Source organism: Clostridium peptidivorans (assembly GCF_900205925.1).
In the GTDB taxonomy this organism is placed as follows: domain Bacteria; phylum Bacillota; class Clostridia; order Clostridiales; family Clostridiaceae; genus Clostridium_AK; species Clostridium_AK peptidivorans.
On the sequence record NZ_OAOD01000003.1, the window covers coordinates 248,354 to 263,586 of the forward strand.

Sequence of the window (15,233 nt, forward strand, 5' to 3'; positions counted from 1 at the left end):
GCGAAAAACACCGTATACACGAATAATAATAATAAATTTGAAAAGCAATGTTGACAGAGTATAAAAATAATGCTAATATTAGGTTGGAAATTATAATATATCGTTCGTGATTATGAGAAGATTATAAGTGATTATAAGGAGGATTAAATAATGCAGCAGTTAAAAGAAGAAAGATATGATCAAAAACCATCTAAAGGTTTTTTAGATTCATTTTTTAAATTAAGTGAAAATGGAACTAATGTAAAAACTGAAATTATAGCAGGTATTACTACTTTTATAACAATGGCGTATATAATATTTGTAAATCCAGGAATACTTATGCAAGCAGGAATGAATACACAAGGGCTTTTAGGGGAAGCAGCAGTAAAAGCAGGAATTAGCGCTTTAAATGATCCAATGGTTGCTTCAGTTTTTGCAGCTACATGTATCTCAGCAGCAGTCGGTACATTTATAATGGGGATATATGCAAATGTTCCTTTTGCCCAAGCTCCAGGAATGGGACTTAATGCTTTCTTTACATTCAGCGTTTGTCTTGGAATGGGATATACTTGGCAGCAAGCATTAGCAGCAGTATTTATTTCAGGTATTTTATTTATTATACTTACATTAACAAGTGTAAGAGAAATGATAGTAGATGCAATACCTACTAACTTAAAATTTGCAATTTCTGGTGGTATAGGATTATTCATTGCTTTAATAGGATTTAAGAGTGGTGGAATAATAGTAGCAAATCCCGCAACTTTAGTTGGTTTTGGAGACTTTATGGCGCCAAACACTATACTTACTTTGATTGGAGTTACGATAACGGCAATACTCATGTCTAGAAACGTAAAAGGTTCAATACTTATTGGTATTTTATTAACTACTATTATAGGTATTCCATTAGGGGTTACTAAAACTGTTCCATTAACTCAGCTTGTAAGTGCACCGCCTTCTTTAAGTCATACTTTTTTACAATTAGATTTAGCAGGATTATTAAATATAGGACAACATGGATTATTTAAGGCTATTTTAAATGTACTTATGGTTGTTATATCCTTCAGCCTTGTAGATATGTTTGATACAATTGGAACATTAGTTGGAACAGCTCAAAAGGCAAATATGTTAGATGAGAACGGAAAAATGAAAAACATGAATAAGGCGTTACTTTCTGATGCAGTAGCTACTACAACAGGAGCGTTGCTTGGGACAAGTACTGTTACAACTTTCGTAGAATCCACTGCTGGTATTTCAGAAGGTGGAAGAACAGGACTTACTTCTGTAGTAACAGGAATAATGTTCTTGGTTGCAATGTTCTTTACAGGACTTGTAGGAATAGTTCCAGCAGAAGCAACTGCTCCAGCTTTAATAGTAGTTGGGGTACTAATGATGGGGGCAGTAACTAATATAAACTTTAATGATTTTACAGAAGCTTTACCAGCATTCTTTACAATATCAATAATGCCATTTAGCTACAGTATAGCAAATGGAATAGCAGCAGGAATTATATTTTACCCAATAGTTAAAATAGTAACTGGAAGAAGAAAAGAAGTTCATCCAATAGTATATATTTTAGCAGCATTATTTATATTAAGATTTACAATACTTCCTAAGTAATTTTACGACATTTTTAATATTGAAACTATCGTATGGGATTTGCATCTAAGAAAGCAGTTCGCTACGCAAAAAAGCTCTAATATTTATAATTTTAAAACATCTAAACTTTCTAAACTCGCTGTTGCTCAGACAGTAGAAAGTTCTAACGGTGTTTTAAAATTATAAATAAAGAGCTTTTAATGCTTGCTTAAATGCTTTCTACGATGCAAATCCCATACTGGTTTCAATATTAAAAGTGTCTTTATGTGAACTAAACTGCTGAAGGACAAAAAGTCAGCAATTGCTGACTTTTATTCAAAATTATTATTTATTGTTATTTAATAATTGATTTTAAAGTACATTGCCGTCTGTTGAAATTATAACTTCTCTATATGGAACTATTACCTCTGATTTTAACATTGCATTTTTAACTGCAGATACAATTCCACCGCAGCAAGGTACTTCCATTCTAACTACAGTAATGCTTTTTATATCATTGTTCTTAAGCATGTCAGCTAATTTTTCTTCGTAGTATTTGTTATCGTCAAGTTTTGGACATCCTATAACTGTAATGTGATCTTTTATAAAATCTTCATGAAAGTTTTTATAAGCATAAGCTGTACAATCAGCAGCAACTAATAAATTAGCACCATTTAAGTAAGGAGCTCTGCTATTTATCAAGTTAAGTTGTACAGGCCACTGTCTAAGTTCTGAATCTGAACTACTGGAGGTTATTTTTTGTCCTACCTGCATAGGAAGGGCTTTTGGCTTTTGAACTTTAGGTTGTCTTTGTATAAGCTTTGCAGCACTTCCAGGACAGCCACAAGGCATATCAGGAATTAAAGTTTTTTTAGCTTCTTCCTTAGCTTTTTTTTCAGCTATTTTTTGTTTAACAAGTTCATCATCATATTCATTAGCTTCTCTTTCAATTATTTCAATAGCACCTGTTGGACATTCAGGAAGGCAATCTCCAAGCCCATCACAGTATTCATCACTTATAAGTTTTGCTTTTTCGTTAACAAGCTCTATAGCACCTTCGTGGCAAGCACTTACACATAACCCGCAACCATTACATTTATCTTCATATATGTGAACTATTTTTCTTTTCATAATATAATCCTCCTAGATATTTTATTTAAATTTACATAAAATTAATATAGCTTTAATCTTAGTTATTCTGTTTTCAATTGATTTCGTAATTTTATTATATTAGAATTATATTTATAAATCAGTAACACATGAAACCAAGTTAGAATTTAGTATATGATTTTTAGGAGAGAAAAATATGAAACAAGCATTACTAGTACTTAAACAATGTATACTATTTAAAAATTTAAGTGGAGAACAGTTAGAAAACATATTAGATAAAAACACATTTAAACTTAGTAGTTATAATAAAGGTGATGTAATAGCTATTGAAGGAGATGACTGCAATAGTATAGGAATAGTAATAAAAGGTAAGATTGAAATTAGTAGAATATTTGCATCTGGTAAAACTGTAACTATGGACAGACTTCAACCAAATAGAATATTTGGAGAAGCTATAATATTTTCTAATTTTCATAAGTATCCAGCTACTATAACTTCAACGGAAAAGAGTGAAGTGCTTTTTATATTTAAAGAACAATTACTTAAAATATGTAGCGAAAATAATATAGTTTTAAATAGCTTTATGAGTTTATTATCTAACAAGATACTTATGCTTAATAAAAAAGTTAAAATGTTATCTTATAAAAATATAAGGCAAAGAATTGCAAGTTTTATATTAGAAGAATATAGAAAGCAAGATAGTTTCCATATTAAGTTAAAGGTAAATAGAAAAGAAATGTCTGAAGAACTTGGAATTCCTCGTCCATCACTTTCAAGAGAAATGATGAATATGAAGGATGAAGGAATAATTGATTATGATAAAAATTCTATAACTATAAATGATTTAGAAGTTTTAGAAGAGTGTTTAGTTGAATAATAATTAGAGCTTTTTTGCGAAGAGAAGCTTTCCTAAATGCAAATTCCATACGACCCGTTCACCATTAAAAATGTCCCAATATTTAAAGATTTATTAAAATATATAAGGAGTAATGGGAAAATGAAGATGGCTATAAGAATAGGAATAAGTATAGTTATATTATGTATGTTTTTTATTTTAGTTATTGGCATACAAGTTTATAAATTTGGTAAGTTTTCTAAGGCTGAAAAGTCGGATTGCGTAATAATACTTGGGTGCAGTGTTTATGGGGAAACTCCAAGCCCATTTTTAAAAAGCAGAACAGAAGAAGCTTTCAGATTATATAAGGAAGGATATGCAAATTATATAATTGCATCAGGAGGAATGGGAGAGGGAGAAGAAATTTCTGAAGCTGAAGCAATAAAAAGATACTTAATTCAGCTGGGGATGGATGAAAAATACATAATAAAAGAAGATAAGTCTACTAGTACTATGGAAAACTTAAAAAACTCTAAAGAAATAATGAAAGATAGGAGCTTTGATTCTGCTATAGTGGTATCTAATAAATATCATTTAAAAAGAGCTTCACTTATGGCAAAACAAGTAGGAATTCATGCAAGTTTTTCTGGAGTATTTGTAAAGGACTATGTTAATCATGAGCGTTATGGATTTATTAGGGAAATACCAGCTCTTATTAAATTTTATATAAGTTGATTTAAATTTAAAACAAAAAGTAAAACTTAAATAATTCATATAAAAAAAGTTTAATTAATTTCAGAAAACATTCATATTTTGAAGGTAATAAATGTAAAATATAGAATAATATAAATGTACAAATGTACAAATGTACAAAAAAGTGGTGGAGGGGTTAATCATGGATAAGTTATATTATTGTAAGGATTGCAAAAGAATATTAAAAGACTCAGAGAAATGTGAATACTGCAATAGCAGCAATTTAAAAGAACTTACTCACGGATCACCAGTAAATATCATGGGAAGCAAATTAAAAGGTAAGGTATTAAAAATCAAAAATGATTTAGTAAAGCTTTTAATAAGAGATGAAAATAATCAAACATACATTAAAGAATATGAATTTGATAAATTAAAAAAGGTACTTTAAATAACAGTCCCCAATTTCTAATCTCTAAATTCTTAACAAAACTGAGGATAGTGATTAGAAATTAACGACTAGAGATTAAATAAAAAGTTGCGTAAGCAACTTTTTATTCTTTGTTTTCCGCTTTAAATGGTATTAATTTCTTTAACATTTCAAAGGATGCTAGGTTGAATTTTAACTTTTTAATTTCTTCATTCTCCGTATATTCAAGTACGGTACCTGCAAAGGTTTCATTATCTTCTTCATAGTAACCAATGATATCTTGTATATTTATTGTTAATGGAGTTATATATACGAATAAGTTATCTAATAAATAAATCTTCTCATCTTCAATCCATACGAATACATACCTTCCATCCTTTAGTTTACCCTTTTGCAGTTGCTTATTATATGCCTTGGCTTCTTTCTTAAATCCATCAAGATAATTACCTAAAAATATTTTTCCATTTTCTTTTAGAAAATCTAAAAGAGCATTATTGTAAAACAAATTTTCATTTTGTTTTATATTGTTTAAAGCAACAAAAAAGGATTTTCTCATTTTAAGATTTTCATCTAATACCTGAGGAAGATTCTTGTTTTTATAATTTATCTCATGAAAATCAAATTCTTTAAGCTCTTTTTCAATTTGATTATCTAATAATTCTGATCCACCTAAATACAATGTTATTGCAGCATCTTTAGGAACAAAACATTTATTAAATTCGTCTTCGTATTTATCAAGTACATTTGATAGACCTTGAATAGTTTCATCATTAACAGTTTTTTTACCAAAAAATAACATTAAATCAGCTCCTATGTTTAATATTAGTATAATGTTTATATTATATATATTTTTGAGAAAACTTGCAATTTTTTAAAAGTAAATGTGTAAAATTAAATGACAAATAATAATGCATAAAAAGGTATTAAAAAGATGCTATTGCGCATATAAAATAAAGATGTTGCTTAAATAAAATATAAGTTTTTCTTGATAATATGGTAACTATTAAATAAAAAATATGTTATAATAAAATGTAACAGTAAAAAAATATTTAGAAAATATTTGAAATTTTACCTGTAATAGTGTAAAATATTAACAATTTATCATACTAAAGTATATGGAGGGATAAAAATGGCTAAAAATATAGTAAAGCCTTCAATACTGCCAGGATTTATGGAGTTACTTCCTGCAGATCAAATACTTTTTAATAAAATGATGGATACTATAAGACATAACTATGAAAAGTGTGGCTTCATTCCATTAGACACTCCAACTATAGAAAAATCCGAAATACTTCTTGCCAAGGGCGGCGGAGAAACAGAAAAGCAAATATATAGATTTACAAAAGGGGACACAGATTTATCCCTAAGATTTGATTTAACTGTACCACTTGCAAGATATGTATCACAGCATTTTTCAGATTTAACTTTCCCTTTTAGAAGATATCATATGTCAAAGGTATATAGAGGAGAAAGAAACCAAAAAGGACGTTTTAGAGAGTTTTATCAATGTGATATAGATATAATAGGAAATGGCAAATTAAATGTAATAAATGATGCGGAAATTCCAAGTGTTATATATTCTACATTTAAAGAGCTTGGCTTTGAAGACTTTACTATACATATAAATAATAGAAAAGTATTAAATGGCTTCTTTGCATCTTTAAATGTTGATAATAAGGCAGAAATATTAAGAACTATAGATAAACTTGATAAAATAGGATTAAATGCAGTAATAGAAGAATTAAAATCCTTAGGTTTAGATGAGGAAAGAGTTAATAAGATAATAGGATTTATACAAATAAAAGGCAGTAATGATGAAATGCTTAAATCCTTAGAAGAACTTAATATAGAAAATGATGAATTTAAAGAAGGATTAAAAGAATTATCTGAAGTTGTATACTATATAAGATGTTTTAAAGTTCCTGAAAGTAACTTTATCATAGATTTGACTATAGCAAGAGGCCTTGATTATTATACAGGTACTGTATATGAAACTATACTAAATAATTATCCTAAAATAGGAAGCGTGTGTTCTGGTGGGAGATATGACAACTTAGCAGAATACTATACTGAACAAAAGCTTCCAGGAGTAGGGATATCTATAGGCCTTACGAGATTATTTTATCAGCTAAGAGAAGCTAATATAATAGGAGAAAATGCATCTTCAACTTTATCACAAGCACTTATTATTCCTATGGGAGATGAATGTATAGAACATTCTATAAAGGTTGCTAGTGATTTAAGAGAAAATGAAATAGTATGTGAGATTTATTTTGAAGATGGTAAGGTAGGTAAAAAGTTTGGTTATGCCGATAAGCTTAATATACCTTATGTAATACTTATAGGTTCTGATGAAATAAATCAGAATAAGGTTACATTAAAAAATATGAGCACAGGTGAACAGCGAACTATCACGCTAGAAGAAGCTATGGAAGTAATAAATAATAATTAATAGACAATCAATAATAATTTTTAACAAAGGTCAGCCCTAGGCTGGCCTTTATTGATTTGACTTAAATGATTAAGTGTATTATCATAAAATCTTGTTATATAATATAATTATAGTAAAATTTTACATAAATTAATGATTGGAGGCACACTGGAGTGGCAATACATCCTGAAGAATTACAGAGTGAAAAGGAAAAGTTAGAAGAAACTAAAACTTGGCTTAAAGATGAAATAAAATATTTAGAAAATAACGTTAAAGAGCTCAATGAAAAGGTACAAAAACTTAAAAAAGAATCTAAAGGCAAGTACAGCTTTGAGCTTGATACTGCAATTCATATTCAAGAGGGAAATAAAGAGAAGGTAAAAAGTTATAAAGAGGTAAAAGGAGCACCGTACTTTGCAAGAATAGATTTTAGAGAAAGACTTAGAGATTCAGAAAGTTTTTATATAGGCAAAATCGGACTGAATGATGAAAAGGAGCAGGAAGAAAAGGTAATAGACTGGAGAGCTCCTATTGCAGATTTATATTATAGCGGCACTGAAGGAAAAAGCTCTTACTACGGCCCTTATGGTGAAATTGAAGGGGAGTTATCTTTAAAGAGGAAGTTCTTGATAAAGGGTGGTAAGATTAAGGACGCCTTTGATGAAGGCGCTAATCAAATAATATTAAAGGTAAGTGAGAATAGTGAAGAAGCCCTTCAAGATGAATTTTTAAGAATAAATTTGGAAGAAAGTGCAAATAAAAAGCTCAAAGATATAGTAGCTACAATACAGAAAGAGCAAAATGACATAATAAGAAGTGAGAAAAATAGATCACTTATAGTGCAGGGGTCAGCAGGTTCAGGTAAAACTACTGTGGCACTACATAGGCTTGCATACCTTTTGTATAAGTATAAGAAAAATATCACGGGAGAAGATGTGCTTGTAGTTGCACCTAATAATTTGTTTTTAGATTACATTTCAGAAGTGCTTCCAAACCTTGGGGCAGGTAAGGTAAATCAGTTTACATTTGAAGAGCTTGCTTTAAAGATATTAAAAACTAAACTTGCAGTATATAATAAAGATAAGAAACTTGCTTATGTAATTGAAAATAGTAACAATAAGGAAGTAAAATTTATAACCGCAGCAAGTAAAGTAAAGGGAAGTATTCTATTTAAAAATGTAATTGATAGATATATAAAATATATTCAATTGAATAATTTAGATTATGAAGATATACAGGTAGAAGAGTATACACTTTTTAAAGGAAAAGATATAAAGAAGCTATTTTTAGATGGATTAAAGCACCTTCCTATGGAAAAAAGGAAGGAAGAAATAAAGAAGTATTTTAACAATCAGCTAGACGGAAAGATAAAAAATATATATGTAATAATTGATGCTCAATATGAGTTTTTATTCAAAGAATTAAGAGAAATGCCAGAAGGAGAAGAAAAGAGAAATCAAATTAAAGAAGCTTATGAAGAAAGAGATAATTTAAAGGAAAAAATTAAAGTAGATAGTAAAAAAATAATAAAAAATTACTTTAGTGACTTAGGTAAGATAAATATAAATAAAGTATACTTAGGTTTGTTTGAAGAAGAAATCTATGACAAGCTTACAGAAGGAAAAATTCCAAAAAACCTTTGGGAAAGTATGAAAAAGGAGTCAGAAGAAAACTTTGATAAAGGCTTTATAGATAGTGATGACTTAGCTGCTCTTTTGTATTTAAAATTTAATTTAGAGGGAGTAGATGAAGAGACTGAGTTTAAACACATTGTAGTAGATGAGGCACAGGATTACAGCTTATTTCAATTATATGTTTTAAAGTCCATGGTATCAAATAATTCATTTACCATAGTTGGAGATACAGGTCAAAGCATTTATTACTACAAGGGAATAGATGACTGGAAAAGACTTGTTGAATTTGTATATGATGAAGATGCAAATTATGTGGCATTATCTCAAAGTTATCGTTCTACAGTGGAAATAGTTAATTTTGCAAATATAGTGCTTAAAAAACAACAAAATAGCTTGAAGCCAGCCAAACCTGTGTTAAGACATGGAATGATACCGGAAATTATAAAGTATGATGATTATAATGGATTCATAGATATAGTGCAAAGTATTGAAAATAAAATGAATGAAGAAAATAGAAAAACCATTGCACTTATTGGAAAGACTTCAGAGGAATGTGAAAATATAAAAAATATGTTTGATATGCATGACATAGGAGGATGGAAGCTTGTAAATGAAGAGGATAAAAAGGTAAATTCAGAAAAGATAATAATTCCATCTTATATGACTAAGGGATTAGAGTTTGATTGTTCGATAATTATAAATGGAAATAATGAAAACTATAAAGAAGATGAACTTGATAAAAGACTTCTATATGTTGTTCTTACAAGAGCTCTTCATAATGAGTATGTTCTATATAGCGGAGACTTGACACCTTTACTTAAGGAGTAGTGGTTGTTATGAAAAGATCTAAAAATAAAACATTATCCACATTATCTACTATAATTGCAGGATTAATTGTTGTAAGTTCTGCAAATTATGGGGGAAAAATAATTGCCTATATGAATGGCGGATTTAAATATGGCTATAGGTTATTCCTGCCAGCTGTATTTTTAGCTATAAGTTTTTTAGTTATACAGGAAATGAATATAAGAATGGCAAAAGTAACTGGAAAAAGTTTTGCGGATCTTATAAGAGAATGGTATGGAGTAAAGCCAGCATCTTTTGCTATGATTATGGTTTTAATATCAAGTATATTACTTACCGTTTCAAGCTTTGGTGTGTCCTTAATAGGTTCAGAGCTTATAGGTATAAATAAGTATATAGCTATACCCATAATTTCTATATTTATATGGTTTATGGTAATTAAGAGATACTATGAAGGTGCTCAAAATATATTTTTCTTGTTAAGTATTATATTTATAATATATATAATTTCAGTAATTGACGTTAATGATTCAAGTAAAGTTATGATTGATTCTTTGCAGAGTATAGATATTTGGCAAAATGACTATATATATTGTTTCTTGAGCATAATAGGAGCTTCCATTCCAACCTATATGCTGTTTCATCTTCAATCATATTTGGCTCAGGAAGATTTGAACCTCAAGGAATATAGAGAACAAAAAATAGGAATATATATAGGGATTTTGATAATGTCTTTAATAGCATTACTTATTATAGTTGTAGGAATTAAAATCTTTCAAGGGGGAGGAGAAATTGCTATAAATGATAAAAATTTAGGAGCAATTCTTATAAAAACCTTTGGAAAATATGCTAGATATATATTTGGAATAGGGATATTAAGTTTTTCAATTATATCATTAGCTTTAACTCCATTATCTACAACATTGGCAATATGCGATGCTTTTGCATTAGAAAATGGATTTGAAAAAAGCTATAAAGAAGCACCACCATTTTATATAATATTTACATTTATTATAGTTATAAGTGGGATTTTTGTTTTATTAAATAAGAATTCTCTTATAGATTTGGTAATTTTAACTCAGGTTTTAGCCTCTATAGTTGTACCTGTAATTCTTATATATATGATTATAATAACAAATAACAGTGAGATTATGGGTAAAGAAGTGAACAAACCAATACAAAATATAATAGTATGGTTCACAGCAATAAGTATAGTAATATTTTTTATAGCTTTAATCATATATAAAATTATGGCGATGTTTTAAAAACATCGCCATAATTTTATTCAACTAATTTACTTTCTTTATACATTTGTCTAATGTCTTTAAACCATACCTTAAGTAAGGCATAAAGTGGTACTGCAATGAACGCTCCAAGAAATCCAAATACAGATATTGCAATCATTATTACAAATATTATAGTTAATGGATGAATTTTAAGTCTATTACCCATTATATTAGGAGTTATAAAATTACCCTCTATTTGCTGAACTACAATGGATACAATTAGTATCTTTAGAAGCATAGGAAAATTTCCCATGGATAGTGATATTAAAAGAGCAGGAAGTATTCCAAGTATAGGGCCTAAAAATGGGATTATAGAAGTAATTATTGCAAATATAGCAAGGAATAAAGCATTATCCATACCTATAATTAAATATCCTATGTACATAAATATTCCTATAACTAAAGCAGCTACTAATTGACCTGCTATATAATCTGAAAGTACCCTATCGGTATCCCTTACCAAATTCTTTACATTATTTTTATGCTTTTCAGAAAATAAATTTGTAAACATATTAGTAAATTCATCATCATCCTTCAAGAAATAAAATAGTACAAAAGGAACAAGGATTATTTTACTTCCTATATTTGCAATGTTAGAAAATATATTTACTACATTGTTACTTAAATGCACTAAAGCAGTTTGTAAGAATGAAATTGCTTTTTGTTGTATATCTTCAAGGTTAAGTAAAGGTAGTTGAAATTTGTTATTTATAATATCGCTAGGATTTCCTATATTTTTAATTTGATTAGATATATTATTAAGTGATGTACTTAAACTAGTTATAATGGTATTACTACTATAGCTAAATAGTAAGTATATAGTAAAGATAAAAAACAGTAAAATTATTGTTACGGATAAATTTTTTTTAAATTCATTTTTAACTAAAAATCTTACTGCAGGTCTTAACATATAGTAAAATAATAGTCCTATCAAAATTGGAATAAGGACAGTGCCTATGATTTTCTCTCCTAAGTTTAATATAAAGGTTAATTTGCCAAATAAATAAATTATAGCAAGTGTGAGTAAAACTTTTGTAAGTGATTTAATAAGTTTATCTTGAAACAATTAAAAACATCCTTTCATCATGTGCAATATTTTATACTTTTATATATGAATATCCTTTAGCTTGTCTTTTTATAAGTTCTGTAACTCCAGCAAAAACAACTGTTATAAAATTATACATAAAAATAAAGCTTGCCATCCTGTACAGAAGAATTTATTTTACCACTATTATAAAGATAAGATAAAAAAGAACTTACTGCAGATAGATTTAGGTGGTATTGTCTAAATTCCATATCTAAGTTATTTAAAAGAGATAAGTTTTCTAAAACATCTTCTTTGGATAATGGTTGATCTAATAATTCTAGTATATCATTTATATATGTATTTATATTTTCTATATTTTTTTCAGCTAAATCAGTTACTTCTAACTTTTCATAAATTTTATCACTATGGCCTATTACAAAATAATCTGCATCTATTTCTTTTATAAAGCTTAGGGTATTTAAGCTTTCCTCTATATCATATAAGTATGGTAAAGAATACTTTTCTATTGTGATATCACTAAAGAGTGAATCACCTAAAAAACATATTTTTTCAGGAGTTATAATTCCTATTTGCTCTATGGAATGTCCTTTAAGAGAAATTATTTCAAGCTTTTCATCATTTATTTTGTTGGTTCCATATTCAAGTAAAAAGTCCGTAGATAAAGATTTATTACTTTTATCTAAACCTTTAAAAGGATCCCCTGTGGAAAGTATAGAAGCGTGAAGTTCCTGGTTTTCCATAAATAGTTTTTCTTTTAAAGAAGAATAAACTAGACATCCAGGATAATTATTTTGAAAATATGTATTTCCACCACAATGATCTAAATGGCTGTGGGTATTTATTATGTATTTAGGATGAAGGCCATTTTGCACTAACACTTCATCTATTTTTTTAGTAGAGGAATTATTCATGCCTGTATCTACTAAAAGGCAATTTTTATTTTTAAACACGTAAACTCCGATATTTGTAGTGGCATTTATGTAATAAGTGTTACCCTTAATCTTTGTAAGTTCCATAATTTTCAGCTCCTTGCATGATGTATGAGGATTTTAAATTTAGTTATAACATAATATCTAATATACCATTTATGGATTGGTATGTAAATTTATAGTATTTAAAATATGTAATAATTTTATAAAATTTATAATAAATATAGTAATATGAATTTCATTATATAACATATTTATTATATAAATATATATAAACTATTAAATAAATTATTCTATATGGGTTATGTTTTTGTTATGGCTAGTATCTTTCTCGCCTAAGTTTAGTAAGTGGACAACCTCCAATACAAAGCTTATTGATGAGATAGGAGAAAAACTATCCAATACTTGCAGCAGCTTATAGTGGCAAAGTTATTTTCTTTAATGTAATTTATAAATTATGGGGGGGAATATAATAATTATGGGAAAGTTTAAATTAAGGAGTATTTTAGTTTTGGCGTGTATTGCTCTTATTTCAACTAATGTTTGTGCTGCTGAAGAAAATTATGTTCAATATAAGACTAATGTACCTAAGGTTAACGAAGAGATGATGAAAGCTGATTTTTGGATAAATAATACTAAAGATACAGATAAAATTATCATGGATGATAAAGCAATAGAAAAATATAATAAAGAAATTCAAAAAAATTCACCTGAAATCGTAGATCTTGAAAAATACGATAAATCATTTAAAAAGGATGAATTAACAAAATTAATATTAAATATTAGCTCACCTGCATCTACACCTCGCTATACTGCAGATGGTAAGCAAGTTACAGAAGGTTATTATAATAAGCTAAAGGAAAATTTAAACTTAAATGCACTAGAAGAAGTTAACAAGATTAAGTATGGAGTTACAGTAAGAAGAACAGTTATGAGGACATATCCAACCTACGATGCAATATTTAAAGAAGGAGACAATTACGAATTTGATAGATTTATGGAGACAGCAGTTTATCCGTTAGAGCCATTAGTCATATTAAGTCATAGTAAAGACAATAAGTGGGTTTTTGCGCAAATGTATAATTATTTAGCCTGGATACCAGCAGAGGATGTAGCTATAACTACTAAGGATGAATTATTTAATTATATTAACACAAAGGATTTTATAGTTACTACAGGCAAGAGGTCCTTCACTGTCAATAATCCATTAAATGCACAAATTTCTGAATTAAAATTTGATATGGGAGTAAGAATTCCACTTGCTAGCCAGGATGAAATTGGAGACGATATTTATGGACAAAACCCTACAGGAAATTATGTAGTTAAACTTCCTACAAGAGATAACAATGGTAAAATGGTTTTAGAGTTTGCTTTGATTTCCAAGTCAGAGGATGTCAATGTTGGATATATATCTTATACAAAAAGGAATATATTAAATCAAGCTTTTAAATTATTAGGCGAGAGATATGGCTGGGGCGGAATGTTTAATGGAAGAGATTGTTCTGCTTTTATAATGGATATATATAGAACTATGGGAGTAAAATTACCTAGAAATACAGGAGAACAAGCTAAAATAGATATAGCAAAAGATTATAATATGCCAAAAGAAATGAAATTAGATGAAAGGGAAAAGATATTTGATGGCATGAATACAGGGGCTGCATTATACATGCCAGGTCATGCTATGCTATATCTTGGTAAATACAATGGGGAACATTATATGATTCATGATTTTTCAGGATTTTATAACAAAGATCAAAACGGAAAATATAAATATTATAGATCACGCCAAACTATGGTTACACCTGTAACTATAATTTCTAGTGAAGATGGAACAACCTATTTGGAAGAAATGACCATTGGAAAAGAGTTTATATTAGGCAAGTAATAAATATTATTTTATAATATTTATTGGGGTGGTTTTAAGGAATACAGGGAACAAAGTATATTTAACTCTTTTATACACATAATACTAAGGCATAGGCACATGCAAGCAAAGGTGCCTATGTCTTCTGTGTTTTATAGAAGAAAAACATTAAATAATGATTTATATTGCCTTATATAAATGACATAACTTTAGTAAATTATGAAAAATTTAATAATATATGCATAAATACTATGATATAATAAAGCTTAATAAAGTAAGTAAAAGTTTGGGGGCATGTATTATGAAAGTTATCAAACGTGATGGAAGAATTGAAGAGTTTATGATTGATAAAATAAGAACTTCACTAGCTAGAACTTCTGATGAAGCTAGAAATCCCTTAACAGACGGCGACTTAAAGGTCATTGAAGAAAGAATAATGAGAGATTTAAATACACTTAAAAAAGATAAAATAGAGTCTCGTGAAATAAGAAATATTATACTAGAAAAGCTTAATTATTGTGGATTTAGTGGAATAGCTAGAAAATATGATTCAAGAAAATAAAATGCTTTAAAGAGAAAAACAGGACGTTACTTTTATATCATTTTGCATAATTG

General features: G+C 28.3%; 13 protein-coding genes. 9 read left to right on the plus strand and 4 right to left on the minus strand.

From position 1 onward, the window contains the following. Nucleotides 1-150: 150 nt before the first annotated feature. Entirely contained in the window at nucleotides 151-1,596 is a 1,446-nt protein-coding gene (locus CRN98_RS04510; RefSeq protein ID WP_097026214.1) for an NCS2 family permease, read from the plus strand. A gap of 330 nt (nucleotides 1,597-1,926) precedes the next feature. Here CRN98_RS04510 and CRN98_RS04515 read toward each other — a convergent pair whose 3' ends face one another. Beyond that, nucleotides 1,927-2,685, minus strand: coding sequence for an ATP-binding protein (locus tag CRN98_RS04515; protein WP_097026215.1), 759 nt, complete (start codon nucleotides 2,683-2,685; stop codon nucleotides 1,927-1,929). 175 nt (nucleotides 2,686-2,860) lie between these two features. Between CRN98_RS04515 and CRN98_RS04520 the strand changes: the two genes are divergently transcribed. From CRN98_RS04520 to CRN98_RS04530, 3 genes are all read left to right on the plus strand, one after another. After that, the gene (locus tag CRN98_RS04520) at nucleotides 2,861-3,541 is read left to right on the plus strand and encodes a Crp/Fnr family transcriptional regulator (RefSeq protein WP_097026216.1); all 681 of its coding nucleotides are present in this window, start codon (nucleotides 2,861-2,863) and stop codon (nucleotides 3,539-3,541) included. A 120-nt stretch (nucleotides 3,542-3,661) separates the two neighbouring features. Next, nucleotides 3,662-4,234 (plus strand): YdcF family protein, encoded by a 573-nt coding sequence (locus tag CRN98_RS04525; protein ID WP_097026217.1) that lies wholly within the window; start codon nucleotides 3,662-3,664, stop codon nucleotides 4,232-4,234. 160 nt (nucleotides 4,235-4,394) lie between these two features. Continuing rightward, nucleotides 4,395-4,640: a hypothetical protein gene (locus CRN98_RS04530; RefSeq protein WP_097026218.1), complete on the plus strand. Its 246-nt coding sequence runs from the start codon at nucleotides 4,395-4,397 to the stop codon at nucleotides 4,638-4,640. 103 nt (nucleotides 4,641-4,743) lie between these two features. Here the strand turns inward: CRN98_RS04530 and CRN98_RS04535 are convergent, their stop codons facing one another. Next, nucleotides 4,744-5,418 carry a hypothetical protein gene (locus CRN98_RS04535; protein WP_097026219.1) on the minus strand — a complete coding sequence of 225 codons (675 nt, stop codon included), beginning with the start codon at nucleotides 5,416-5,418 and terminating at the stop codon, nucleotides 4,744-4,746. A 330-nt stretch (nucleotides 5,419-5,748) separates the two neighbouring features. Here CRN98_RS04535 and hisS point away from each other — a divergent pair, with 330 nt between their 5' ends. The 3 genes from hisS (at nucleotide 5,749) to CRN98_RS04550 (ending at nucleotide 10,753) form a co-directional block, all read left to right on the plus strand. Beyond that, nucleotides 5,749-7,071, plus strand: a complete 1,323-nt coding sequence (hisS, locus tag CRN98_RS04540; protein WP_097026220.1) for a histidine--tRNA ligase — start codon at nucleotides 5,749-5,751, stop codon at nucleotides 7,069-7,071. A 152-nt stretch (nucleotides 7,072-7,223) separates the two neighbouring features. Beyond that, a complete protein-coding gene (helD, locus tag CRN98_RS04545; protein ID WP_097026221.1) occupies nucleotides 7,224-9,512 on the plus strand; it encodes an RNA polymerase recycling motor HelD in 2,289 nt (762 codons plus the stop codon). A gap of 8 nt (nucleotides 9,513-9,520) precedes the next feature. Then, complete coding sequence (locus CRN98_RS04550) at nucleotides 9,521-10,753, plus strand: NRAMP family divalent metal transporter (RefSeq protein WP_097026222.1); 1,233 nt, start codon at nucleotides 9,521-9,523, stop codon at nucleotides 10,751-10,753. A 16-nt stretch (nucleotides 10,754-10,769) separates the two neighbouring features. On the opposite strand, the gene CRN98_RS04555 is transcribed toward CRN98_RS04550, so the two are convergent. Together CRN98_RS04555 and CRN98_RS04560 are read right to left on the minus strand one after the other, a co-directional pair. Further along, nucleotides 10,770-11,840, minus strand: a complete 1,071-nt coding sequence (locus tag CRN98_RS04555; protein WP_097026223.1) for an AI-2E family transporter — start codon at nucleotides 11,838-11,840, stop codon at nucleotides 10,770-10,772. Nucleotides 11,841-11,950: 110 nt separating this feature from the next. Continuing rightward, nucleotides 11,951-12,838 (minus strand): MBL fold metallo-hydrolase, encoded by an 888-nt coding sequence (locus CRN98_RS04560; protein ID WP_097026224.1) that lies wholly within the window; start codon nucleotides 12,836-12,838, stop codon nucleotides 11,951-11,953. 391 nt (nucleotides 12,839-13,229) lie between these two features. Between CRN98_RS04560 and CRN98_RS04565 the strand changes: the two genes are divergently transcribed. Next, entirely contained in the window at nucleotides 13,230-14,639 is a 1,410-nt protein-coding gene (locus tag CRN98_RS04565) for a C40 family peptidase (protein ID WP_179631920.1), read from the plus strand. A gap of 280 nt (nucleotides 14,640-14,919) precedes the next feature. Next, the gene (locus CRN98_RS04570) at nucleotides 14,920-15,180 is read left to right on the plus strand and encodes an ATP cone domain-containing protein (protein ID WP_179631922.1); all 261 of its coding nucleotides are present in this window, start codon (nucleotides 14,920-14,922) and stop codon (nucleotides 15,178-15,180) included. The last annotated feature ends 53 nt before the right edge of the window (nucleotides 15,181-15,233 follow it).